This is a genomic window from Vibrio sp. R10-SG3-ISO10 (assembly GCF_059834185.1).
In genome coordinates, this window is record NZ_JCBDHG010000009.1 from 1 (window position 1) to 23,118 (window position 23,118).

A 23,118-nucleotide genomic window follows, 5' to 3' on the forward strand; every position below is an offset into this window, starting at 1 on the left:
CTGACGGCTACCCTCTGCTCATTGGTAATGATGTCACTGTTGGACACAAAGTAATGCTACACGGCTGCACGATCAAAGATCGAGTGCTAGTTGGAATGGGGGCGATTGTCTTAGATGGTGTGGTAATAGAAGAAGAGGTAATGATAGGTGCTGGGAGTTTAGTTCCCCCAGGTAAAATTCTGGAAAGCGGATTTTTGTACGTAGGTAGCCCTGTTAAGCAAGTGCGTCCACTCAATCAAAAGGAACGCGCGTTCTTACAAAAATCAGCAGACAACTATGTGCAGAATAAAGAAGACTACCTTCACGAGGTTAAAGAGATTAACTAACGACCTCTATATTACCTTCTGAATTAAATTCTTCGTCTTCTATTAGCTCTTCAGCAAGCTCTTCAAGGTCAAAACGGTATTGAGAAAATACTTCGAGAGCTTGCTGCTCATTATCAACCGTTTGACCAGACAACTTCTCTAATTCCGTTTTACTGACTAAACACTGAATCAGCGCCCCAGCTTGCTGCGCAGAAAACAACACAGCTTGCTTATCTTCATCCCATGAATGGATATCAGGAAAAAGAATAGATTGGTTCATTACATGCCCTCTAGGTTTTTTCTCAGTTCACGCAAAATCTGCTTGGTACCAGGCCTTAGTCCACGCCACAACATAAAGCTTTCCGCGGCCTGCCCCACCAGCATGCCTAAACCATCATATACCTTGATTACGCCATTATCTGTTGCCCACTGATTGAAGGTCGTTTTCCCTGCACCATACATCATGTCGTAGACCGTGCTTTGAGGTGAGAAAATTGCGCTAGAGATAGCGGGTAGCTCACCACTTAAGCTCGACGAGGTTGAGTTAATAATCAAATCAAAGCTTTCGAACACAGCCTCCATTGGCTGGGCAGATATCTTTCCATAAGGTTGAAACATTTCTGCCAACTGCTGCGCTTTAGCATAGGTACGATTGGTGACCACAATTTCAGCCGGTTGCTGATCGAGTAATGGTTTAATCACACCTCGCGCTGCACCACCAGCCCCAATCAGCAGAATACGAGCCCCTTTTAGCATAACCTGATATTGCAACAAGTCTTGGACAAGCCCTTCGCCATCAGTGTTGTCGCCTAGAATCTCACCATCATCAAGTTTTTTTAGCGTATTAACTGCACCTGCTAACTGCGCGCGCTCGGTGACACGATTCGCAAAGCGGAACGCGTCTTCTTTAAATGGCACAGTGACATTGCACCCTTTGCCACCCTCAGCAAAAAACTCACTGGCTGCTTGGGCAAAAGCATCGGTTGCCGGGCTCTGAGTGGTATAGGTCAAAGACTGATTAGTTTGACGAGCAAATAGCGTATGAATAAATGGTGATTTACTTTGGGCGATTGGGTTACCAAAAACAACGTAGTTGTCTATTTGCTGAGTCATATCCTTACCTATCAGAAACAAAAAGGGCCAATGCGGAACATTGACCCTATCACTATCTATATAAGGAGGAAAGTATTACCACTCTCTCGGTTTAAGGTAATGATCATACAGCTCAGCCTCTGGAGAGTTTGGCTCCACTTGGTAAGCGTATTCCCAGCGCGCTAGTGGCGGCATAGACATAAGAATAGACTCAGTGCGGCCGCCGCTTTGTAAGCCAAACAATGTGCCACGGTCAAAGACTAAGTTAAACTCTACATAGCGCCCACGACGATACAGTTGGAACTGGCGTTCACGCTCACCGTATTCAGTCTCTTTGCGACGTTCAACAATCGGCAGGTAAGCTTGGCAATAACCCTCACCGACCGCCTTAATATAGTCAAAACACTTATCAAACTGCCAATGGTTGAGATCATCAAAGAATAAGCCACCAACACCACGAGTTTCATCTCGGTGAGGTAAGTAGAAGTATTTGTCGCACCAAGCTTTGTGTTCTGAGTAAACGCCTTCGCCAAACGGTGCACACACTTCTTTAGCCGTGTTGTGCCAATACTGCGCATCTTCTTCAAATGGGTAGAAAGGTGTTAAATCAAAACCGCCTCCAAACCACCAAATCGGCTCCTCACCCTCTTTTTCCGCAATAAAGAAACGAACATTGGCATGTGAAGTAGGCACATAAGGGTTATTTGGATGCATAACTAAAGAGACGCCCATTGCCTCGAAGCGACGTCCAGCTAATTCAGGGCGATGCGCCGTGGCGGAAGCTGGCATTTCTTTACCTTGCACATGTGAAAAGTTAACACCACCTTGCTCAAAAACAGCACCATCTTTCATCACTCGGGTACGACCACCGCCACCTAGCTTTTCTCCAGGCTCGCGATGCCATGCATCTTCAACAAATACCGCTTGTCCATCCACCTCTTCGAGCTGCTGACAAATTGAATCCTGAAGATCCATTAAAAATTGCTTTACCGTTTGTTTATCTATGGCTGACATACAACTTCCTTTACTGCAGGGTTATCCCTGTCTTAATACTTGTAGTGATTTAGCATCTCGAATTTCGCTGGGCTTTTCTCTACCACCCGTTTGGCCTTCGAGTACCGCAATCTGGTCATAACCAAACTGCATATAAACTTCTTCACTTGTCATGCATGGCGGCTGACCGGACAAGTTTGCGCTGGTAGAGGTTAACGGCTTTCCGAATGCATTACACATCTTTTGTACCAAAGGATGATCCGTCACTCGCACAGCAATCGATTGATGTTGACCGGATACCCACCGAGATACGCGATCACTCGATGGCATGATCCAAGTGACCGGCCCAGGCCAACTCTGTTTGACCCTGATTAGCTGCTCTTGAGTCAGCTGAGATTCATCAATATACGGAATTAACTGCTGGTAACTCGCCGCGATAAGAATGAGTCCTTTATCGGCAGGGCGCTGCTTAAGATCCAGTAGCTTGCGCACTGCTTCGCTATTATCGGGATCGCACCCCACACCAAAGACTCCTTCGGTTGGATAAGCGATCACTTCACCATCCATTAAAGCGTTCAGTGCTTGATTAAAGTTTTCCACTTAGTCACACCTTAGTTATTCTCTACAGGCTTAAGTCTACAAACAATCTCAATCCGAGACTAAAGCTATTTATTAATAAATTCCCGAGCTAAGTATTTCACCACGACGCAAACGTTTGCTTAAGTGTGAAATCTCCGTATAATGCGCTCAAAATGTTTGCTCACCAATTCTATGCAGCTTTGAAGGAGTTTGAGATGAAAGTCGGTATCATCATGGGTTCTAAATCTGATTGGCCAACCATGAAACTAGCAGCAGAAATGCTCGATAGATTCGGGGTTGAGTACGAAACTAAAGTAGTTTCTGCGCACCGTACCCCTCAACTTCTTGCAGACTATGCAAACAGCGCTAAAGAGCGTGGCCTGAAAGTAATCATTGCTGGTGCAGGCGGTGCTGCGCACTTACCAGGCATGGCGGCAGCCTTCACTTCACTGCCAGTTCTAGGTGTTCCAGTTCAGTCCCGCGCACTTAGTGGTCTAGACTCTCTATACTCCATCGTGCAAATGCCAAAAGGTATTGCTGTCGGCACTTTGGCTATCGGCGAAGCGGGTGCGGCAAATGCAGGTATTCTCGCTGCGCAAATTCTTGGTACACATGATGAAGCTGTAATGGCGAAAGTTGAAGCTTTCCGCGCTGAACAGACAGAAACGGTTTTAGCGAACCCAAATCCTGCAGAGGACTAAGTCATGCATGTTTTAGTGCTAGGTGCTGGTCAATTAGCTCGCATGATGTCACTGGCTGGCGCGCCGCTTAATATTGATATCTCAGCGTATGACGTAGGCAGTAAAAATGTCGTTCATCCACTCACGCAGACTGTAATTGGTCACGGACTTGAAAACGCCATCGCTCAAGCTGATGTTATCACCGCTGAGTTTGAACATATCCCTCACGACATTCTGGCAATCTGCGAGCAAAGTGGAAAGTTCTTACCTTCGACTGAAGCGATAAAAGCAGGCGGCGATCGCCGTATCGAGAAGCAGTTGCTTGATGACGCAGATGTACGCAATGCGAAGTACTTTGTCATCAATACACGTGAAGACTTTGACCAAGCTATTGCACACGTTGGCATCCCTATGGTGCTAAAAAGTGCGCTTGGCGGATACGATGGAAAAGGTCAGTGGCGTTTAAAAGATCCAGCTCAAATCGAGACCATTTGGACAGAAATGGCCGAGTGCATCGCTGCATCTGAAACTCAAGCGATCGTAGCGGAAGAATTCGTGCCATTTAATCGTGAAGTTTCCCTAGTAGGTGCACGTGGCAAAGACGGTAGCGTTGCTGTTTATCCATTGGCTGAGAATGTCCACACTAACGGCGTACTGACTCTGTCTACTGCCATCGCAGATACCGAACTGCAACAACAAGCAAAACAGATGTTTACTGCTGTCGCCAATAAGCTCAATTACGTTGGTGTATTAGCCCTTGAGTTTTTCGATGTCGACGGCACCTTGCTGGTCAATGAGATTGCCCCACGGGTGCATAACTCTGGACACTGGACTCAACAAGGCGCAGAAACTTGTCAGTTTGAAAATCACTTAAGAGCAGTATGCGACTTACCACTAGGCAGCACTAAACTGATTCGTGAAACTTCAATGATCAATATCTTGGGTGAAGATACCTTACCAAGCGAATTACTCGCGATGGATGGGGTGCACATTCATTGGTATGGCAAAGAGAAACGTACAGGCCGCAAGATGGGTCACATTAACGTGTGTGGTGATTACAGCGGTGAACTGCAGCGTAAACTGTGTGCACTTGCCGATCTGTTGGATGAACAAGCATTTCCTGCTGTTCATGAGTTTTCAGCAAACTTCGCCCAATAACTCAGTTTATAGATAGCAAAAACGGCGCTTGATGCGCCGTTTTTTTATTATTCAGATTGTGTGTGATGACACTTCCGGTCGGCACACTGCCTTTTGACTCCACTGGCGAGCTTCTTCTCAACTAACAGTGGAAAACCACATTTCTCACACTGACCTGAAATCGGCGGCTGATTGACAGCAAACTTGCATTTCGGATAGTTGTCACAGGCATAGAAAACCTTACCAAAGCGAGTTTTACGCTCCACTAACTGGCCTTTATTGCACTCTGGACATGTATGGTGTTCCGGCTGCTGCTGTTCTTGCTTAGGTTGATCTAAAGACTCGATGTGGTTGCACTGCGGGTAATGACTACAACCAATAAACATCCCATAGCGCCCCTGACGGAGAACAAGCTCATTGCCGCATTCAGGGCAAGCAACACCGAGCTCTTTAACGATGTGACCGTCGTTTTGGTGCAAGGGTTTAATGAAGTCACACACCGGGTACTGATCGCAACCCAAGAAAGGACCATGCTTACCATGGCGAAGGTGAAGTTCACCTTCGCGCTGTTCACTTTGGCATTTAGGGCAAGCTTGGTGCTCTAGCGCATGTTCATGGGCTGAAAACAGCTGATGATCAATTTTATTGCTCATATCAACTCAGAAAGGTTAGTGAAGGATACCTTGTTCTTTGGTATACAGCAGCTCTTCCATAAGTGTGTATGCATTCTCATTGCCTGGTACATTAAATAGCACCATAAGCACAATCCATTTCAGATCATCAAGCTCAAACTCGTCCGTCTCTAGGCCCATAATGCGATCAATAACCATCTCACGAGTTTCAGTCGTGAGGACGTTAACTTGCTCTAAGAAGGTCAAAAAGCCACGGCACTCTAGACTTAAGCGCTCACACTCTTTAGTTGTATAGATACGAGTCGAGTTCGAAGTGCTGCACACCGAGATCGCAGAGTGGGTTTCACTTTGCTGCAGTGCTGCTAGCTCTTCTAGCCAGACAAGGGCTTTGTAAATGTCTTTTTGATGAAAGCCTGCGCGAAGAAGCTCTTCTTCTAGCTCATCTTGATTGACTTGTAACTCTGCATCGCTATGGATGTAGGTTTCGAATAGATACATTAAGATATCCATCATCATAGCTAGCCCCTCCCCTTTCGAATATAGCCACCGGAAACTGCAACAACATGCCCTGAAAGCTCAAGCTCCAAGAGCTGCATCATGACGTCCTGCACAGGTATATTGGTCCTGTTTGCAAGAATATCAACTGGTATAGCCTTACTTCCTACGTTAGCTAACAGCAGAGCAAATGGCAATTCTTCTTTACTATCTATTTCCTCGAAAAGTTCATTTTGAATCGGTGGCTTACTGGAATTAGACCAGCGTAAAAGCGTCTCTATTTCATCAACTATGTCCTGAACTCGCATCACCAAGCACGCGCCTTGCTTAATCAACAGGTTACAGCCGCGTGCATTTGAATCGTGGATAGACCCCGGAATAGCAAACACGTCACGCCCTTGCTCTATGGCATAGCGCGCCGTAATCAAGGAGCCACTTTTCTCTGCGGCTTCAACCACCAGCACTCCAACAGATAGGCCACTGATAATTCGATTGCGGCGCGGAAAATGATCGGCTTTAGGCTTCGCTTTGGGATGAAACTCCGAAACCAGCGCACCACCAGAATCAAGGATTCTCCTAGCAAGTTCACGATGTCTAGCTGGGTAAATAGTTTCTAGACCGCTGCCGAGAACAGCGAGTGTACGTCCTCCTCCTTGCAGCGCTCCATCATGGGCGTAGCCATCTACGCCAAGGGCCAAACCACTTGTGACCGTCAGACCTTGCTCAACCAAGGCCCGAGCAAAGCTTCGCGCGGTATTGAGCCCTTCAGGACTGGCATTGCGACTACCGACCATCGCAATTTGAGGCTCAGACAGGCCGTTCACCTCTCCTTGAACGAATAAAATCGGAGGAGAGCCTACCGCCTGTTCAAGTAATGCCGGGTAACTGCTGTCTTGCTTAGTAATGATATTGTGTTGAGCAGATTGTTGTTGCCACTCAAAGCACTGCGCAACCTCTTTCGCCGCTCGATTCTTTAGATAGTTAGCCTGTTGTGCGCTTAATCCAAGGGCTAAAAGAGCAGGAAGTTCAGATTGAACAATGTTTAATGGTGAGTCCATTGCGAGAAGACGAGAAAAGGTTTTCGGACCGACTCTAGGGGTAAAGTTAAGCGACAGCCATGCCGCGAGCTCTTCATTGGTCACAAACTACCGACTCCTTGGGGAGTGAACCTTGGTCTCGATACTGACTGCTTCTGAACTGTCAGTAATGATCGCGATACTAAAGTGCTGATAAGGACGGACAACCATCATGTGGCCAATAAGCCTATCAGGGAAAAGGATTGATGAGTTGTTTTTACGATGGGTAACGTCACCGGCGCCCGAGTTAAACAGCTCAAACACACTGCCCTGTTTAACACCATCTAACTCACCACGATTGACAACCACCGCTTGGTCTTTGCCCACATAATGAGTGCCTTCTACTGCTCCGAGAATCTCAACCTTATCAACTTGCCCAGAGACAGGGGTTAAGCTTAGCAAAGTGGTTGAGTTTGAAGGTTGTAATATTGGCATAGCGATATCGCCTGCCACTACTTCATGGCTTTGCTTGGTCAAACGCAGCGAGGAGTAATGCTCATCACTGGCAACAAGTTGTCCATGAGCTATTTTTCTTATCACTTTGGCGGTTTTATCTGCTCGTTTAAACTCATCCATTAAACGATAGATTCCCCACTCTTGAGCGCCTTGGTGAGCAGAGATATAGATGACGTTTTGTGAATCCATCAACTGACTCCCGACGCTATTACCAATCACTCGACTCATTTCATGAATTGCTTCCCCCTCCAACAACAGATCGTGTTCAATGAAAGGCAGGATATGCTGTGGTTTGATGACAGGGATGGGTTGTTTTGCTCGTTGGTGAATAGCGGGCGTCAAACTGACCACAGGTTTTAGAATCAGTTTTGGTTGCCCTTCTCGCCACACAAGAGTCAGTTTATCTCCGGGAAAGATCAGATGCGGGTTTACTATGCTCGAATTTAATTGCCATAAGCGCGGCCACTGCCACGGGCTTGCGAGATACAGCGCTGAAATATCCCACAAGGTATCACCTTTGACGACGGTATAAGTTTTCGGCGCTTGTTTGTTAATCGATAGAGCGCCTTCTTGAGCACTGACCCCATTAACGATCGTCACCAACACGACAACAAACAGACCTCGCCAAATGCGTAACATGATTCGCCCCCCTATCAGCGACCTATCCTTACGGCATTCCCTGTTAAACTGAGTGTTAACAACAAAGAGAAGCAGCTCAAAAAGCGCATTGATGCTGTCATTTGGGGTCTAAAATGTCTAGAATTGAGCCAACGAGGTTTATCCTGATTCGGCACAGTTCAACATTTCGAGTGTATATGTCTGTATTACAAGTATTAACATTCCCAGATGATCGTCTTCGCACCGTAGCTAAGCCGGTAGAAGAAGTGACACCTGAGATTCAAAAGTTCGTTGATGACATGATTGAAACCATGTACGACGAAGAAGGTATTGGTCTGGCAGCAACCCAGGTTGATTTCCACCAACGTATCGTTGTTATCGATATTTCTGAAACACGTGATGAGCCTATGGTTCTAATTAATCCAGAAATCTTAGAAAAACGCGGCGAAGATGGTATCGAAGAGGGCTGTCTGTCTGTCCCTGGCGCACGTGCATTGGTGCCACGCGCAGCGGAAGTGACGGTAAAAGCACTAAACCGTGATGGTGAAGAGTACACATTTGAAGCTGATGACCTATTAGCTATTTGTGTTCAGCATGAACTTGACCACTTAGAAGGCAAACTGTTTGTTGACTACCTTTCGCCTTTAAAGCGCAAGCGTATTCAAGACAAGCTAGCTAAGATCAAGCGCTTCAATGAGAAGAATGCAAGCAAAGCCTAATCGCTAATTAAATAGAAGGAAGGTACCTTGAGCAAACCTTTGAAAATTGTTTTTGCTGGTACTCCGGATTTCGCCGCCCGTCACTTGGCGGCGTTGTTGTCTTCGGAGCACGATGTCATTGCTGTATACACTAACCCTGACCGTCCTGCAGGTCGTGGTAAGAAACTGGCAGCGCCACCTGTTAAGCAATTAGCACTAGAGCATAATATTCCCGTTTATCAGCCAGAAAACTTTAAGTCTGATGAAGCAAAACAAGAGCTGGCAGATTTAAACGCAGACATCATGGTGGTGGTAGCTTACGGCATGCTACTTCCGCAAGCGGTACTTGATACGCCAAAGCTAGGCTGCATTAACGTTCACGGTTCAATCCTGCCACGCTGGCGTGGTGCTGCGCCGATCCAACGCTCTATTTGGGCGGGAGACGCAGAAACAGGCGTGACCATTATGCAAATGGATATCGGCTTAGATACTGGTGATATGCTCAAAGTAGCGACTTTGCCAATTGAAGCTAGTGATACCAGTACTTCTATGTACGAAAAGTTGGCTGAACTTGGCCCGCAAGCATTAGTTGAATGTTTAGCAGATATTGCGCTAGGTAAAGCGGTACCAGAGAAGCAAGACGATGCATTGGCAAACTATGCTAAGAAACTGAGTAAAGAAGAAGCCCGTATTGACTGGAATGACGATGCTGCACATATCGAGCGCTGCGTTCGTGCTTTCAATCCTTGGCCAATGAGCCACTTTATCGCTGCTGAGAACAGCATCAAAGTGTGGCAAAGCCGGGTCGATGAGCAGCCAACAGCTCAACCTGCTGGTACTATCTTGCAAGCAGATAAAAGCGGTATCTACATTGCTACTGGCAATGGCGTACTGGTTTTAGAACAACTACAAGTTCCAGGTAAGAAAGCGATGTCTGTTCAAGATATCTTGAACTCTCGTGCAAGCTGGTTTGAAGTCGGCACTCAGCTGGTTTAAACATATTATCCCTTATCGGGAAACGTACATTTTGAGGGTGGAGACACCCTCCCTTAATTTAAGGTATTCATCATGAATGTTCGCGCTGCTGCAGCCAACGTCCTATTCCAAGTGGTCGACAAAGGCCAATCTCTTTCACACGCATTACCTGCGGCGCAAAAGACCATCAGACCAAGAGACCATGCACTATTGCAAGAGATCTGTTATGGCGCGCTACGTTACTTGCCACGTTTGGAGTCTATTGCTAACGAGCTAATGGAAAATCCACTCAAAGGGAAAAAGCGTGTTTTCCACCATCTTATTTTGGTCGGAATTTACCAACTGAGTTTCATGCGTATTCCAGCACATGCTGCCGTCGCAGAAACGGTTGAAGGAACTAAGACGTTGAAAGGCCCAAGCCTACGCGGCCTGATCAATGCTGTACTGCGCAGCTACCTTCGTGAACAAGAAGAGCTAGATGAAAAAGCAGTTAGCCACAACGCGGGCAAATATGGCCACCCAAATTGGCTGCTTAACATGCTACGTGAGAGCTACCCAGAGCAGTGGGAACAATTAGTCGAAGCGAACAATAGCAAAGCGCCCATGTGGCTGCGTGTAAATCGCCAGCACCATACTCGTGATGAATATTTAGAACTGCTGAAAGATGAAAACATTGAATGCAGCATTCACCCAGAAGCTGCTGATGCCATAAAATTGGCCTCGCCTTGTGACGTGACGCTTCTTCCAGGTTTCGATCGTGGCTGGGTATCGGTACAAGACGCTGCTGCTCAATTGTCAGTAAACTATCTGCAGCCACAAAATGGCGAGCTGATTCTTGATTGTTGTGCTGCACCAGGCGGTAAAACCGCGCATATTCTTGAGCATACGGAAGATACCGAAGTGGTTGCGATTGATTGTGACGCTAAACGTCTTGATCGCGTCTATGACAACTTAGAGCGTCTGCAACTGCGTGCCGATGTTATTTGTGGTGACGCTCGCTACCCTCAAGAGTGGTGGACAGGCGAAAAATTTGACCGCATTCTACTTGATGCACCTTGTTCTGCAACGGGCGTTATTCGACGTCACCCAGATATTAAGTGGTTACGTCGAGCAAACGACATTGACGCCTTAGCTGAGCTACAAAGTGAAATTATGGATGCAATGTGGAGCCAATTGAAGGTGGGCGGCACTATGGTTTACGCCACTTGTTCAATTACTCCAAAAGAAAACGTACTACAAGTAAAAGCTTTCCTTGAGCGCACTGATAACGCAACCCTAGTGGGTTCAGATATCAACAATCCTGGACGCCAAATCTTACCCGGTGAAGAGGATATGGACGGCTTCTACTACGCAGTGTTAATCAAAAACGCGTAATACAGTTAGGCGGTGACAATAGTCGCCGCCTTTTCAGTAGTTAAACGAGATTAGTGTATGAAAATCATCATCCTTGGTGCAGGTCAGGTTGGCGGCACACTGGCGGAAAACCTAGTTGGCGAGAACAACGACATCACCATTGTAGACCGTAACTCAGATCGTCTGCGCGAGCTGCAAGATAAGTACGACCTACGTGTCGTGAATGGTTATGCTAGCCACCCAGACGTGTTGCGTGAAGCCGGTGCTCAAGATGCTGACATGTTGGTTGCTGTTACCAATATGGATGAAACCAATATGGCTGCCTGTCAGGTGGCTTTTACACTGTTTAACACTCCGAACCGAATTGCGCGAATTCGCTCCCCTCAATATCTATCTGAGAAGGAAGCTTTGTTCCAATCGGGCGCTGTACCCGTCGATCACTTGATTGCACCAGAAGAGCTAGTCACTAGCTACATTGAACGCTTGATTCAATACCCAGGGGCACTGCAAGTTGTGAGTTTTGCTGAGCAGAAGGTGAGCTTGGTTGCCGTAAAAGCCTACTATGGTGGACCACTGGTTGGTAATGCACTGTCTGCCCTACGTGAGCACATGCCACATATCGACACGCGTGTTGCGGCGATTTTCCGCCAAGGCCGACCAATTCGACCACAGGGCACCACCATCATTGAAGCTGACGATGAAGTCTTCTTCGTCGCGGCTAGTAATCACATCCGCTCGGTAATGAGTGAGCTACAACGTCTTGAGAAGCCTTACCGCCGTATTATGATAGTTGGTGGCGGTAACATCGGTGCTAGCCTTGCTCGCCGCTTAGAACAGCTCTACAGCGTTAAACTGATTGAACATAGCTACCAACGTGCAGAAAAGCTGTCAGAAGAGCTAGAAAATACCATCGTATTCTGTGGTGATGCGGCAGATCAGGAACTCCTTGCGGAAGAAAACATCGATCAGGTCGATGTGTTTATCGCTCTCACCAACGAAGATGAAACCAACATTATGTCTGCCATGCTTGCGAAACGCATGGGAGCCAAAAAAGTGATGGTACTGATTCAGCGCGGGGCTTATGTCGATCTTGTACAGGGTGGCGCTATCGATGTCGCGATTTCGCCACAACAAGCGACGATTTCTGCATTACTGACCCACGTTCGTCGTGCCGATATTGTTAACGTATCTTCACTGCGCCGAGGGGCTGCAGAAGCAATCGAAGCCATTGCACACGGTGATGAAACCACATCGAAAGTTGTTGGTCGCGCGATTGGTGATATCAAACTACCACCAGGTACCACCATTGGTGCGATTGTCCGTGGTGAAGAAGTCCTGATTGCCCACGACCGCACCGTTATCGAACAAGATGATCATGTTGTGATGTTCTTGGTCGACAAGAAATACGTCCCAGACGTAGAAGCCCTATTCCAACCGAGTCCGTTCTTCCTTTAGGCAAGGGTTATGGTCAATTTCCGTCCTGTACTGTTTGTTATCGGGCTAGTGTTATCTAAGCTAGCCCTGTTCATGTACGTACCAACATTGGTCGCCTTCATCACTGGTACGTCTGGATTTTTAGAGTTTGGCCAGGCTGTTATCATTACTCATACCGCCGCTTTTGCCTGTTTGACGATTGGCCGAACCAAACAATTTAAGCTCAGTGTGCGCGATATGTTCCTCATCACCAGTTTGGTGTGGACCATCGCCAGTGCATTCGCAGCGCTACCTTTTGTGTTTATCAATCACATCAGCTTTACCGATGCTTACTTTGAGACTATGTCGGGCATCACAACCACAGGTTCCACCGTACTCAGTGGCCTAGATAACATGGCACCGAGCATTTTATTGTGGCGCTCGATACTGCAATGGTTAGGTGGGATTGGCTTTATCGTGATGGCGGTTGCGGTACTACCTATGCTTAACGTCGGTGGTATGAAACTCTTCCACACCGAATCCTCCGACTGGTCAGATAAAAGCAGCCCGAGAGCCAAAACGGTGGCAAAGAACATTGTCTCGGTTTACCTATCACTGACAGGTTTGTGCATAGTTGGCTACCTTCTAACGGGTATGAATCTGTTTGAAGCAATAAACCACGCCTTTACCACCTTATCCACCGGTGGCTATTCCACATCAGATGGCTCGATGAACCATTTCTCTAATGGTGCGCATTGGGTAGCGACACTATTTATGTTTTTGGGTGGCTTGCCGTTTTTACTGTTTGTTGCAGCAATTAGAAAGCGCCGTCTCAATGAATTAGTCAAAGATGCGCAAGTGCGCGGATTTAGCTACTTGTTCTTGGTTAGCAGCTTAATCATCGCAGCTTGGTTAGTGATCAGAGATGGTTATGCCGTTTTAGATGCGCTTCGGGTATCCATGTTCAACATTGTCTCAGTGGTTACCACGACAGGCTTTGGCTTAGAAGATTTCACCGCATGGGGCGCACTTCCTACCACCTTGTTTGCATTTTTGATGATGGCAGGAGCCTGTTCAGGTTCAACAGCGGGGGGGATTAAAATCTTCCGTTTTCAGATTGCCTTGACATTGCTTAACAAGCAGATGATGAAACTTATCCATCCTTCAGGGGTATTTGTTCAACGTTACAACCAACGCCCTGTGAACGATGATATCGTCCGTTCGGTTGTCGCCTTTGGTTTGACGTTTTTTATCACCATCATTGCGATTGCTGGGGGCCTCAGTGCTATGGGGCTCGACCCAATCACCAGTATCTCTGGTTCTATTACTGCGGTTGCCAATGTTGGACCGGGTATGGGGTCAGTCATCGGCCCAACTGGTAACTTTGCTCCACTGCCAGACGCCGCTAAATGGCTACTAAGCCTAGGGATGTTGATGGGAAGGCTGGAAATTTTGACCTTGCTTGTCCTGTTTTTCCCAGCCTTCTGGCGACGTTAAACGGGATCAACGTAGAGATAAATAGCGAAGAAATGACAAGCGCATCCTGCTAGAACAAATCCGTGCCAAATAGCATGATTGTAAGGGATGCGTTTTGCGACGTAGAAGATCACTCCCAGTGAGTAAATCACTCCCCCTGCGGCAAGCAGAGTTAACCCACCAACCGATAAGTTCATCGCCAATTGGTAAATCACAATCAGCGATAACCAACCCATGGTCAGATAAGTCACTAAAGAAAGCTTCTTAAAACGGTAGACAAAGGCGAGCTTCATAATGATGCCGAACAGAGCAATGCTCCAGATCACTACCATTAGCCCAATCGCTAGCGGTGTACGCAGGCTCACTAGTAGAAAAGGCGTGTAGCTACCCGCAATCAATAAGTAGATAGCACAGTGGTCAAAGGTTTTTAATGCTCGTTTGGCTCGCTTATAAGGAATCGCATGGTAGAGCGTAGAGGCAAGAAACAGCACTATCATGCTGCTGCCATAGATACTCATACTGGTGATTGTTAGCGTATCCGCATTGTTTTCGGTCGATTTGAGCAAGAGTAAAACCAAGCCGACAATACTGAGCACCATACCTAGAGCATGGGTCAGCGTATTAGCAAACTCTTCTTTCGTGCTGTATTCAGTGGGAGGATTAGCAGACATGCGTGCCCTACTCTGAGTAAATATGGAATAATTACTCGAGAGTATGGCACATTAAGCTTACACTTGTAAGCTGAAAGTTTTTTAAGTTTTGGTTAAGAATGTTCATCCAAGTAAGCAATTACTTGTGCGCCCGCTTCCTGTGCAGACGTATGGAGAGGTATTTCCATTTGACGTTTCAAATCACCAATCCCTAACAAGCTTGCGAGCATGCCCTTTGCACCTTCACGGTGACGATCGATCTCAAACCACATCTGTAACTTATCGTCAGTTCGATATGCCACCACTTCGAGCTCTCGCCATCGGCCATGAAAAGGCCCTGTGGTCGGAACAAATTCAAACTCTTGGACAAACGGCATCGCAAAGCCGTCAACTTCTTCACACTCTACTTGACGAATACGCAAACCTTGCTCTTCAAGTGCGGTAAATATGCCATCAAGCAGTGGGTCAGGCCTGACGGTTAGAATGTCTTTGTCGGTCGGATCTTTTGCCATCGCAATATCCAAGCCTGTCTCCAACCACACCTTGGAGTCACCAATGGTAACGGGTGTGTTCCACGGTACATCGAGCTCAATTTCAAAGTCACGCGTTTCACCCGGATTAATGGTAAAAGCGTAAGGCAGTGACCATTTAGCCAAGGCATAACTTGTCGGGACTCGACGCATACGCCCTGCATTGTGCTTGTCCTTATCTGGGTTGGCAGGCACCTCTTTGATATAGCGACAATAGAGCTTGAGATCGATATTATCGATCTCTTGTGCTGTCGACCCACCATAGACATGAATCGTAATATTCACTTTTTGTCCTGGATACAAGACTTCTTGCTGCAAAACAGAGTCAACCTTTGCAGATCCAATACCAAAACTGGCCAGGGTTTTCTTAAATAACGACATCAACACCTCCTTGGCACGCACGAAACCATTAAATTACTTTCATACTAATCTGGTTTACTGTCTCACTACTATAGATATCTTCACATAATTGTAGCGAATCGCAATCGATTAGATATCGACCAATCCGACTGATAATGCTAATCTATTTATTGATATGCGTGCATATCAATATTCCTAATTAATTGTTCGGATTGGCGTGAGCCAGAAGAGCCAAACTTCAGCAATGAAGCAAACTCATGATTAATTAGGCCATTACATTGGCAATGGATATGCCTGACAGTTAGGTAACTGAATGCGCCCAACAACAGTCAGGTTTTCGCACACAAACCGTAGTGCGATGCGCCGCCGTAGTGGATTTGTTTCTACTCCAGTGGCAAAAAAATCAGCTCCAGCAATGACTTTAGTAGAGAAGACCGCCGTTATGGCAACCGCTCCTGCTAAGGTTATTAAGGCAGCCTAATTAAAAAGCGCAGTGCTGACTGCGCTTTTTTCTTACCTTCATTTCATCTATTTGATACCTTTAGCAGCAAATCATTATAAATATTGTGGAGAAAGCCAATGAAGTGTCACCGTATTGAGGAGCTACTAGAGTTACTTGAACCTGAATGGCAAAAAGATCAAGAACTTAACCTGCTACAGATGATCGTTAAGCTCGCTCAAGAAGCGGGCTATGAAGGCAAACTAGAAGATCTGACAGACGATGTTCTTATTTACCATCTAAAAATGCGCAACAGTGGCAAAGAAGAAATGATTCCCGGTCTAAAGAAAGACCAAGAAGATGATTTTAAAACAGCGATTCTGCGTGCCCGTGGTCTTATTGACTAGCAGCGAGCAATTTTAATGAAAGCGACCTTGAGTCGCTTTTTTTATACCTATTTGGTGACAAAGCTAGAAACTGTTAGGCCATTTATTTATAGAACTGTACTGATCTTTGTTGTTAAAGGTTGATAGCCTTAAAGAAATGAAAATGTTATTGCGTATATAATCGCCGCCCATAAGTATTTACTAAAATATTATAATCAAATAGCAATGTTTAGGTTTATAGAGTGAGAACAATAGAAATCTCACCGTTTAGCTCAAGAAGGAAGCGCAATGAGTCAGGATAAAATCGATATCAAAGATGTGACTCCCAAGACCTTTAACCCTAAGGCCCATAAAAACAAAGGGGACAGGTTTAATCCCAGCAACCGAATCTATGTTCGCGAGAGTAAAGGTACCTTTCAACAGCTACGTCGTTATGGCGGCTGGTTCTTACTGGTTTTCTTCGCTCTTATTCCTTGGATACCTTATGGCGAACGCCAAGCTATCTTGCTCGACTTTGGCAATCAGCAGTTTAACTTTTTCGGCACCACACTTTATCCGCAAGACTTAACCCTGCTTGCACTGCTATTTATGATTGCCGCCTTTGGTCTCTTTTTCCTCACCACTTTCTTAGGTCGAGTTTGGTGTGGCTACCTATGCCCACAAACGGTGTGGACCTTTATGTATATTTGGTTCGAAGAAAAACTAGAAGGCAGTGCCAACAAACGCCGCAAGCAAGATTCAGGTAAGCTCACAGCCAATCTAGCAATGCGCAAAGGTGTAAAACACTTAGCTTGGTGGGCAATTGCTCTTGCTACTGGCTTCACCTTTACCGGTTATTTTGTACCGATCAAAGACCTAGTGGTTGGTTTCTTCACCTTTAATGCCGAATTCTGGCCAGTATTCTGGGTTCTATTCTTCGCCGGCTGTACTTACGCCAACGCAGGTTGGATGCGCTCTATTATGTGTGTTCACATGTGTCCTTACGCTCGTTTCCAATCAGCCATGTTCGACAAAGATACCTTTATCGTCGGCTACGATAGCAAACGTGGCGAAACGCGCGGTCCTAGATCACGCAAAGCCGATCACAAAGCTCTGGGCTTAGGTGACTGTATTGACTGTGACCTTTGTGTTCAGGTTTGTCCAACCGGTATCGATATCCGTGATGGCCTACAGTATGAATGTATTAACTGTGGTGCTTGTATTGATGCGTGTGACAAAACCATGGATCGCATGGGCTACGAAAAGGGCCTGATTAGCTACACCACGGAGCACCGCCTCTCTGGCAAGCATACTAAGGTCGCGCGTCCAAAACTGCTCGGTTATGGCGCGGTACTATTAGTGATGATTGGCTTGTTCTTTGTTCAGGTTGCCAGTGTCGACCCGGCAGGTTTGAGCGTCCTTCGTGACCGTAATCAGTTGTTCAGAGTCAATGGCTTAGGTGAAGTAGAGAATACCTACACCCTGAAAATCATTAATAAAACTCAACAAGAACAAGAGTACAAACTCAGCGTTGAAGGCCTAAGTGATGTCTCTTGGTATGGCAAACAAACCATTCAAGTTGAACCAGGTGAAGTCCTTAACCTGCCAATGAGTTTAGGCGTCAATCCTGACAATCTCAGCTCTTCAGTTTCAACAATTCAGTTTATACTGTCCGATAGCGAAGACTTCACTATTGAGGTAGAAAGCCGCTTTATTAAGAAACTCTAAGCGCACTCTACTCACGGATATGGAAAGAGGCTCAGCAATGAGCCTCTTTTATTTTATGACACAGCAAGCCTTTAACTTTGATGCGTTAACGCCTGATTTTATGTGGTATGCCCTCGAAAGCATTGGTATTCGAGCGGAATCTGGATTTCTGGCCCTTAACAGCTATGAAAACCGCGTCTACCAATTTACCGATGAAGAACGCCAACGTTATGTGGTTAAGTTTTACCGCCCTGAGCGTTGGAGCTTAGAACAAATTCAAGAGGAACATGACTTTACCCTTGAACTGATTGAGTCTGAGATCCCCGTTGCTCCACCTGTAATTATTAACGGTCAAACTCTCCACCAATATCAAGGCTATCTGTTTGCCCTATTTGCAAGTGTTGGTGGGCGCCAGTTTGAAGTCGATAACCTAGAGCAACTCGAAGGGGTTGGGCGCTTTTTGGGTCGCATTCATAAAGTTGGCTCTAAGCAAGTATTCCAACACCGCCCTACCATCGGGCTCGAAGAATACGTCTATCAACCGCGCAAGTTACTGGAGCAATCTCAGTTTATTCCAATGCATCTCGAAAATGCGTTTTTTAACGACCTCGATTTACTGATCAAATCTCTAAAGAACCACTGGGATGACTCAACCAGCCTGATTCGTTTGCATGGTGACTGTCATCCAGGAAATATTCTTTGGCGCGATGGCCCAATGTTTGTTGACCTAGATGATTCTCGTAACGGTCCTGCTATTCAAGATTTATGGATGCTGCTCAATGGTGAGCGAGCAGACAAGCTGATGCAGTTGGATATTCTGCTAGAGGCGTATCAGGAGTTTAATGACTTCAACAGCAATCAATTGAAACTAATTGAGCCGCTACGTGGTCTACGTATGGTGCACTATATGGCATGGCTAGCAAAAAGGTGGCAAGATCCTGCTTTTCCTCTCGCTTTCCCTTGGTTCAATGATCCAAAATACTGGGAGAGTCAGGTTCTTGCTTTTAAAGAGCAGATTTCTGCACTGGATGAACCACCACTTTCACTTATGCCACAGTGGTAAGAAAATCGACAACATGGAGTCAAGAATGAAAAAGCTGTTTGCACTAGTTGCTACACTGATGTTGAGCCTATCTGCTCACGCTGCGCAGTTCAATCAAGGTGAGCACTACAAAGTGCTGGATTTAGAAGCCTCTAAGAAACCAACCGTAACGGAGTTTTTCTCTTTCTACTGCCCGCACTGTCACTCGTTCGAGCCTATCATTCAGCAGCTTAAAACTAAGCTACCTAAAGATGCTAAGTTCCAAAAGAATCATGTTTCTTTTATGGGTGGCAACATGGGTGAGTCGATGAGCAAAGCTTACGCGACCATGATTGTACTGAAAGTCGAAGACAAGATGACACCCGTGCTATTTAACCGCATCCACAATATGCGCAAAGCACCTAAAAATGATGAAGAACTGCGTCAAATCTTCTTGGATGAAGGTGTCGATGCGAAGAAATTCGACGCGGCATTTAACGGCTTTGCAGTAGATTCAATGGTTCGTCGCTTCGACAAACAGTTTAAAAACAGCGGCCTATCAGGTGTTCCAGCGGTTATTGTTAACAACAAGTACCTAGTTGAAGCTGGCTCTATCACCTCAGTAGATGAATACTTTGCCTTGGTCAATTACTTACTAACGCTAAAGTAATCACCAAATAAAAAGGGAGCAAACGCTCCCTTTTTTAATCTTTAAATTTAGCTATTTATCCTGATGGACTTGCTGCAACAATTCATCTTTCTGTTGCCAAACATCGCCTAACCACTGCTGAAACTGGCGCTTGTATGGCTTGTCATTAAAGTAATCGCCTCGCACTTGCTCATCCACTGGCAAGACTTTAGTGCGAACAACAATCTTAGTCATGCGACCCATTAGAGCATCTTTAAACGGTTTTTGTGTATTTTCAGGATACGCTAACGTGACATCAATAATACTCTCAAACTGATCGCCCATCGCGGCTAGCGTATAAGCTATCCCACCCGTTTTAGGTTGCAGAAGATATTGGTAACCCGCTTTGCTTTTGCGCTGTTTGTCTGCAGTAAAGCGCGTCCCTTCCACATAGTTCACAACCGTAGTAGGCGTGTGCTTGAACTTAGCACATGAGCGACGAGTCGTTGCTAAATCCTGCCCACGTTTCTCCGGATGACGAATAAGATATTCGCGTGAATAGCGACGCATAAATGGCATATCGAGAGCCCAACAAGCCATACCGATAAAAGGCACATAAAGCAGTTGCTGCTTGAGAAAAAACTTAGGCATTGGAATGCGATCTTTGAACACGCAGCACAGTACAACAATATCTGTCCAGCTAAGGTGGTTACTGATCATCAAGTACCAACCATCTTTTTTCAGTTCATCGCCGCCTTGAATATCCCACTCAATTCGGTTCGAAACGTTAAGAATGGCGGAGTTTATCGTTGCCCATAGCCACATGATCTTATTGGCAAGCTGGGTGCCTTTTGCTTTAAGTACAGCACTTGGCAAAACAAACTTAAAAACGGCCACCACGCAAATAGCTATCGAGCAGACTGCGGAGTTCAAGATGACCAAACTAACATTCAGAACAAGGAGTAAATGTGCCAACATACGCTTAATAAGTGAGATTTAATGAAAAATTTATAAACATTCATTTATGAATAATAAAACAGCGTGTAATTATACAAGCCATTGGAAAGTTTGAAACTAATCTAACTATGGTCAGAGTTGTTAGAGCACACTTCGACCTCAAGGCAATCAGTCACTAGGTTTACACCATGGAGAACCCATAATGACCACAAAACCAACCCTTATTGCTCTTGCTGTATTGAGCACACCTGCAATGGCTCAGCTCTCTGATTCAGCGGGGATCAGCGGCGAGATATCGCTCAGTGCCGGTTATACCTCTTCAACCTCCAACTTTAATACCGACACTAATGCGACCATTACCGACAATACCCAAAAGGGGCAAAGTGATAGCAGTGTGTTAGCCTTGCCATTAGGGAGTGTTGCTTACACCTTTGGTAGTCAACTCGACAAGCAGTTCTATGTTGGTACATCTCGTGAAGATATTGCTGTCGGTACCTTAGCGTTAGAACTAGGCTATAAGCAACAGTTGGCAAATGGAACAGTGATTGACGCCTCTTTCCTACCGACCATTATGTCTGGCGAGACTTGGGCCGATCCTTTCCTAGAAGGGAGTGCGCGTTCCGTCACCGACGAAAAAGGTAACGCCTACCGACTTAAATTTAGCAATATTGCTAACTCTGGTTTTAGTCTAGATACCGCATACGCAGTTAAAGATATTGAGAATGAACAGTCTGGTCATTCCGATCCTAATATCAACAGCGATTTACTGCGACGTGACGCGACATCGATCTATGTAAAAGGTGATTATAAGCTGCACCTCGATCGCGCTACCTTCTTAGTTCCATCCCTCACTTACATTAAAACGGATGCCGACGGCGATGCTAACTCTCTCACCTCTTGGGGCGGCGAGCTTTCGCTATTTAAAGTCATCAATCGCCATCAATTCGCACTTACTGCCGGCTACACCAGTAAAAGCTATGATGCTTCACACCCTGTTTACAACAAGGTCCGTGAGGATGACGAGTTTAGCTTGTTCGCTGCGTACGAATATCAGCAGTTTATGGGTTGGCAGAACTGGTCGTTGATCTCGTTTGCTGGCTATGGTCAGAGTGACTCCAACATCGACTTCTATGATGAAGACCAGATGATCTTCTCTGTCGGTGTAAACTACCAGTTCTAACAACACTAGCCCGCAAATGCGGGCTTTTTTATACTGCTTGAGCCGTTAGTTGGCGCAGTAAGCGATCCATCGCCCGATAGCCTAGTGCTTCGGCAAGATGATTGCGCTCAATATGGCTTGCCCCCTCTAAGTCAGCAATAGTACGCGCAACCTTAATAATGCGATGATAAGCACGAATCGATAGACCCAGTCGATGCAATGCGGTTTCCAAAAACTGCGCGTCTTGCTTATATAAGGGGCAGTAGCGCTCGATTTCTCGACTGCCTAATAAGGCATTCACCTTACTCGCTCGTGACAACATTTTCTCACGCGCTATCAACACCCGCTCACGCACAATCTGAGTTGATTCGCCTCTTTCGCCCCCTTCCGCTAACGTCCCCTTTGGTAGCGCTGGGATTTCCAGAGACATATCAAAGCGATCAAGTAATGGACCAGATAAACGGCTTAAGTAGCGCAGAATAGTTTGCGGATTGGCTCGCGATTGGTTGCCTTCGTAGTATCCGGTGGGGCTCGGATTTAATGCTCCAACTAGCTGAAATCTCGCGGGAAAGCGCGTCTTGCCTTGGGCTCGTGAGATAATAATCTCCCCAGATTCCAGTGGTTCACGCAACGAATCGAGTACTTTGCGTTCGAACTCTGGCATCTCATCGAGAAACAATAATCCATTGTGCGCCAAAGAGATCTCTCCCGGTCTTGGAATAGAGCCTCCTCCCACCAGTGCCGCCATCGAACTTGAGTGATGCGGGGCGCGAAAAGGACGCTGCTTCCAATTGTGGGCATTGATTTCTTGTTGGGTTAGTGAAGCTACCGAAGCCGATTCAAGCGCCTCACTATCTGACATATCGGGCAGCAAGTCGCATAAACGCGAAGCCAACATGGTTTTTCCTGTCCCCGGCGGGCCAAGAAACAACAAGTTGTGATTGCCTGCGGCAGCTATCTCCAAAGCGCGCTTGCCTTGCTGCTGCCCGATTATATCTTGCAGATCTCTCTGGCTACTCGGTGCTGCACAAACTTGCGCGGTTTGATGTAGTGAGAGCTTTTGTTGTCCACAAAGGTCGGCACACACTTCAAGTAAGCTTTGCGCCGATTTATGTCTTTCAGCACCGACTAACGCCGCCTGATCACCATTGCTATGGGGGACCACTAAACTGCGCTCAACTCGATTGGCAGCCAATGCCGCGGGTAACACACCTTTCACCCTTCTTAGCTCTCCAGACAAAGCAAGCTCGCCAATAAACTCTTGATTGTTTAGCTCATTAACAGGAATCTGCTCCGACGCCGCTAAAATACCTAATGCAATCGG

The 23,118-nt window shown here is 46.3% G+C and carries 26 protein-coding genes; 14 read left to right on the forward strand and 12 right to left on the reverse strand.

Annotation, left to right across the window (positions count from 1 at the left end):
- Positions 1-326 (forward strand): gamma carbonic anhydrase family protein (locus tag AC6R16_RS04570; protein ID WP_500673721.1); only part of this gene is annotated, 326 nt, incomplete at its 5' end.
- On the opposite strand, the gene AC6R16_RS04575 is transcribed toward AC6R16_RS04570, so the two are convergent.
- The 4 genes from AC6R16_RS04575 to tsaC all read right to left on the reverse strand — a co-directional run bounded on the left by AC6R16_RS04575 (position 319) and on the right by tsaC (position 2,990).
- On the reverse strand, positions 319-585 hold the full coding sequence (locus AC6R16_RS04575; protein WP_500673722.1) for a DUF1488 family protein: 267 nt from the start codon (positions 583-585) through the stop codon (positions 319-321). The two genes, AC6R16_RS04570 and AC6R16_RS04575, sit on opposite strands and share 8 nt — an antisense overlap.
- Positions 585-1,418 carry a shikimate dehydrogenase gene (gene aroE, locus AC6R16_RS04580; RefSeq protein WP_500673723.1) on the reverse strand — a complete coding sequence of 278 codons (834 nt, stop codon included), beginning with the start codon at positions 1,416-1,418 and terminating at the stop codon, positions 585-587. The genes AC6R16_RS04575 and aroE overlap by 1 nt, the downstream gene beginning before the upstream one ends.
- Positions 1,419-1,493: 75 nt before the next feature.
- Positions 1,494-2,411, reverse strand: a complete 918-nt coding sequence (gene hemF, locus AC6R16_RS04585; protein ID WP_004743638.1) for an oxygen-dependent coproporphyrinogen oxidase — start codon at positions 2,409-2,411, stop codon at positions 1,494-1,496.
- A 21-nt stretch (positions 2,412-2,432) separates the two neighbouring features.
- On the reverse strand, positions 2,433-2,990 hold the full coding sequence (tsaC, locus tag AC6R16_RS04590; RefSeq protein WP_500673724.1) for an L-threonylcarbamoyladenylate synthase type 1 TsaC: 558 nt from the start codon (positions 2,988-2,990) through the stop codon (positions 2,433-2,435).
- 194 nt (positions 2,991-3,184) lie between these two features.
- Between tsaC and purE the strand changes: the two genes are divergently transcribed.
- Positions 3,185-3,670: a 5-(carboxyamino)imidazole ribonucleotide mutase gene (gene purE, locus AC6R16_RS04595; RefSeq protein WP_069668053.1), complete on the forward strand. Its 486-nt coding sequence runs from the start codon at positions 3,185-3,187 to the stop codon at positions 3,668-3,670.
- A 3-nt stretch (positions 3,671-3,673) separates the two neighbouring features.
- Positions 3,674-4,807 (forward strand): 5-(carboxyamino)imidazole ribonucleotide synthase, encoded by a 1,134-nt coding sequence (locus tag AC6R16_RS04600; RefSeq protein WP_500673725.1) that lies wholly within the window; start codon positions 3,674-3,676, stop codon positions 4,805-4,807.
- A gap of 47 nt (positions 4,808-4,854) precedes the next feature.
- Here the strand turns inward: AC6R16_RS04600 and AC6R16_RS04605 are convergent, their stop codons facing one another.
- The 4 genes from AC6R16_RS04605 to AC6R16_RS04620 are packed head-to-tail and all read right to left on the reverse strand — an operon-like array spanning position 4,855 to position 8,084.
- A complete protein-coding gene (locus AC6R16_RS04605; RefSeq protein ID WP_239852409.1) occupies positions 4,855-5,439 on the reverse strand; it encodes a DNA topoisomerase family protein in 585 nt (194 codons plus the stop codon).
- Between the two features lie 15 nt (positions 5,440-5,454).
- Positions 5,455-5,934 (reverse strand): DUF494 family protein, encoded by a 480-nt coding sequence (locus AC6R16_RS04610; protein WP_038197518.1) that lies wholly within the window; start codon positions 5,932-5,934, stop codon positions 5,455-5,457.
- A 2-nt stretch (positions 5,935-5,936) separates the two neighbouring features.
- Positions 5,937-7,055, reverse strand: coding sequence for a DNA-processing protein DprA (gene dprA, locus AC6R16_RS04615; RefSeq protein ID WP_500673726.1), 1,119 nt, complete (start codon positions 7,053-7,055; stop codon positions 5,937-5,939).
- A 3-nt stretch (positions 7,056-7,058) separates the two neighbouring features.
- Positions 7,059-8,084, reverse strand: coding sequence for a LysM peptidoglycan-binding domain-containing protein (locus AC6R16_RS04620; RefSeq protein WP_500673727.1), 1,026 nt, complete (start codon positions 8,082-8,084; stop codon positions 7,059-7,061).
- Between the two features lie 176 nt (positions 8,085-8,260).
- On the opposite strand from AC6R16_RS04620, the gene def reads away from it, so the two are divergent.
- The 5 genes from def to AC6R16_RS04645 all read left to right on the forward strand — a co-directional run bounded on the left by def (position 8,261) and on the right by AC6R16_RS04645 (position 13,999).
- On the forward strand, positions 8,261-8,782 hold the full coding sequence (def, locus tag AC6R16_RS04625; RefSeq protein ID WP_004743629.1) for a peptide deformylase: 522 nt from the start codon (positions 8,261-8,263) through the stop codon (positions 8,780-8,782).
- A 27-nt stretch (positions 8,783-8,809) separates the two neighbouring features.
- Positions 8,810-9,757 carry a methionyl-tRNA formyltransferase gene (gene fmt, locus AC6R16_RS04630; protein ID WP_500673728.1) on the forward strand — a complete coding sequence of 316 codons (948 nt, stop codon included), beginning with the start codon at positions 8,810-8,812 and terminating at the stop codon, positions 9,755-9,757.
- A 72-nt stretch (positions 9,758-9,829) separates the two neighbouring features.
- On the forward strand, positions 9,830-11,110 hold the full coding sequence (rsmB, locus tag AC6R16_RS04635; protein WP_367938406.1) for a 16S rRNA (cytosine(967)-C(5))-methyltransferase RsmB: 1,281 nt from the start codon (positions 9,830-9,832) through the stop codon (positions 11,108-11,110).
- 57 nt (positions 11,111-11,167) lie between these two features.
- A complete protein-coding gene (trkA, locus tag AC6R16_RS04640) occupies positions 11,168-12,544 on the forward strand; it encodes a Trk system potassium transporter TrkA (protein ID WP_004743626.1) in 1,377 nt (458 codons plus the stop codon).
- Between the two features lie 9 nt (positions 12,545-12,553).
- Complete coding sequence (locus tag AC6R16_RS04645; RefSeq protein ID WP_500673729.1) at positions 12,554-13,999, forward strand: TrkH family potassium uptake protein; 1,446 nt, start codon at positions 12,554-12,556, stop codon at positions 13,997-13,999.
- Here AC6R16_RS04645 and trhA read toward each other — a convergent pair.
- Both trhA and AC6R16_RS04655 read right to left on the reverse strand, forming a co-directional pair.
- On the reverse strand, positions 13,996-14,649 hold the full coding sequence (gene trhA, locus AC6R16_RS04650) for a PAQR family membrane homeostasis protein TrhA (RefSeq protein WP_004743624.1): 654 nt from the start codon (positions 14,647-14,649) through the stop codon (positions 13,996-13,998). The two genes, AC6R16_RS04645 and trhA, sit on opposite strands and share 4 nt — an antisense overlap.
- 92 nt (positions 14,650-14,741) lie before the next feature.
- Complete coding sequence (locus AC6R16_RS04655; RefSeq protein WP_004743623.1) at positions 14,742-15,539, reverse strand: sporulation protein; 798 nt, start codon at positions 15,537-15,539, stop codon at positions 14,742-14,744.
- A 292-nt stretch (positions 15,540-15,831) separates the two neighbouring features.
- On the opposite strand from AC6R16_RS04655, the gene AC6R16_RS04660 reads away from it, so the two are divergent.
- The 5 genes from AC6R16_RS04660 (at position 15,832) to AC6R16_RS04680 (ending at position 19,720) form a co-directional block, all read left to right on the forward strand.
- Positions 15,832-15,999 (forward strand): hypothetical protein, encoded by a 168-nt coding sequence (locus AC6R16_RS04660; protein WP_004743622.1) that lies wholly within the window; start codon positions 15,832-15,834, stop codon positions 15,997-15,999.
- Between the two features lie 98 nt (positions 16,000-16,097).
- A complete protein-coding gene (locus tag AC6R16_RS04665; protein ID WP_500673730.1) occupies positions 16,098-16,364 on the forward strand; it encodes a YihD family protein in 267 nt (88 codons plus the stop codon).
- Between the two features lie 267 nt (positions 16,365-16,631).
- Positions 16,632-18,050, forward strand: coding sequence for a cytochrome c oxidase accessory protein CcoG (gene ccoG, locus AC6R16_RS04670; protein ID WP_004743620.1), 1,419 nt, complete (start codon positions 16,632-16,634; stop codon positions 18,048-18,050).
- Positions 18,051-18,105: 55 nt separating this feature from the next.
- Entirely contained in the window at positions 18,106-19,092 is a 987-nt protein-coding gene (locus tag AC6R16_RS04675; RefSeq protein WP_500673735.1) for a serine/threonine protein kinase, read from the forward strand.
- A 25-nt stretch (positions 19,093-19,117) separates the two neighbouring features.
- A complete protein-coding gene (locus AC6R16_RS04680) occupies positions 19,118-19,720 on the forward strand; it encodes a thiol:disulfide interchange protein DsbA/DsbL (RefSeq protein WP_500673731.1) in 603 nt (200 codons plus the stop codon).
- A 51-nt stretch (positions 19,721-19,771) separates the two neighbouring features.
- On the opposite strand, the gene yihG is transcribed toward AC6R16_RS04680, so the two are convergent.
- The gene (gene yihG, locus AC6R16_RS04685; protein WP_500673732.1) at positions 19,772-20,656 is read right to left on the reverse strand and encodes a 1-acylglycerol-3-phosphate O-acyltransferase, YihG family; all 885 of its coding nucleotides are present in this window, start codon (positions 20,654-20,656) and stop codon (positions 19,772-19,774) included.
- Positions 20,657-20,837: 181 nt separating this feature from the next.
- On the opposite strand from yihG, the gene AC6R16_RS04690 reads away from it, so the two are divergent.
- Positions 20,838-21,815, forward strand: coding sequence for a DUF2860 domain-containing protein (locus tag AC6R16_RS04690; protein ID WP_500673733.1), 978 nt, complete (start codon positions 20,838-20,840; stop codon positions 21,813-21,815).
- Between the two features lie 28 nt (positions 21,816-21,843).
- On the opposite strand, the gene AC6R16_RS04695 is transcribed toward AC6R16_RS04690, so the two are convergent.
- Positions 21,844-23,118: YifB family Mg chelatase-like AAA ATPase (locus tag AC6R16_RS04695; RefSeq protein ID WP_500673734.1), on the reverse strand; the 1,275-nt coding region annotated here is incomplete at its 5' end.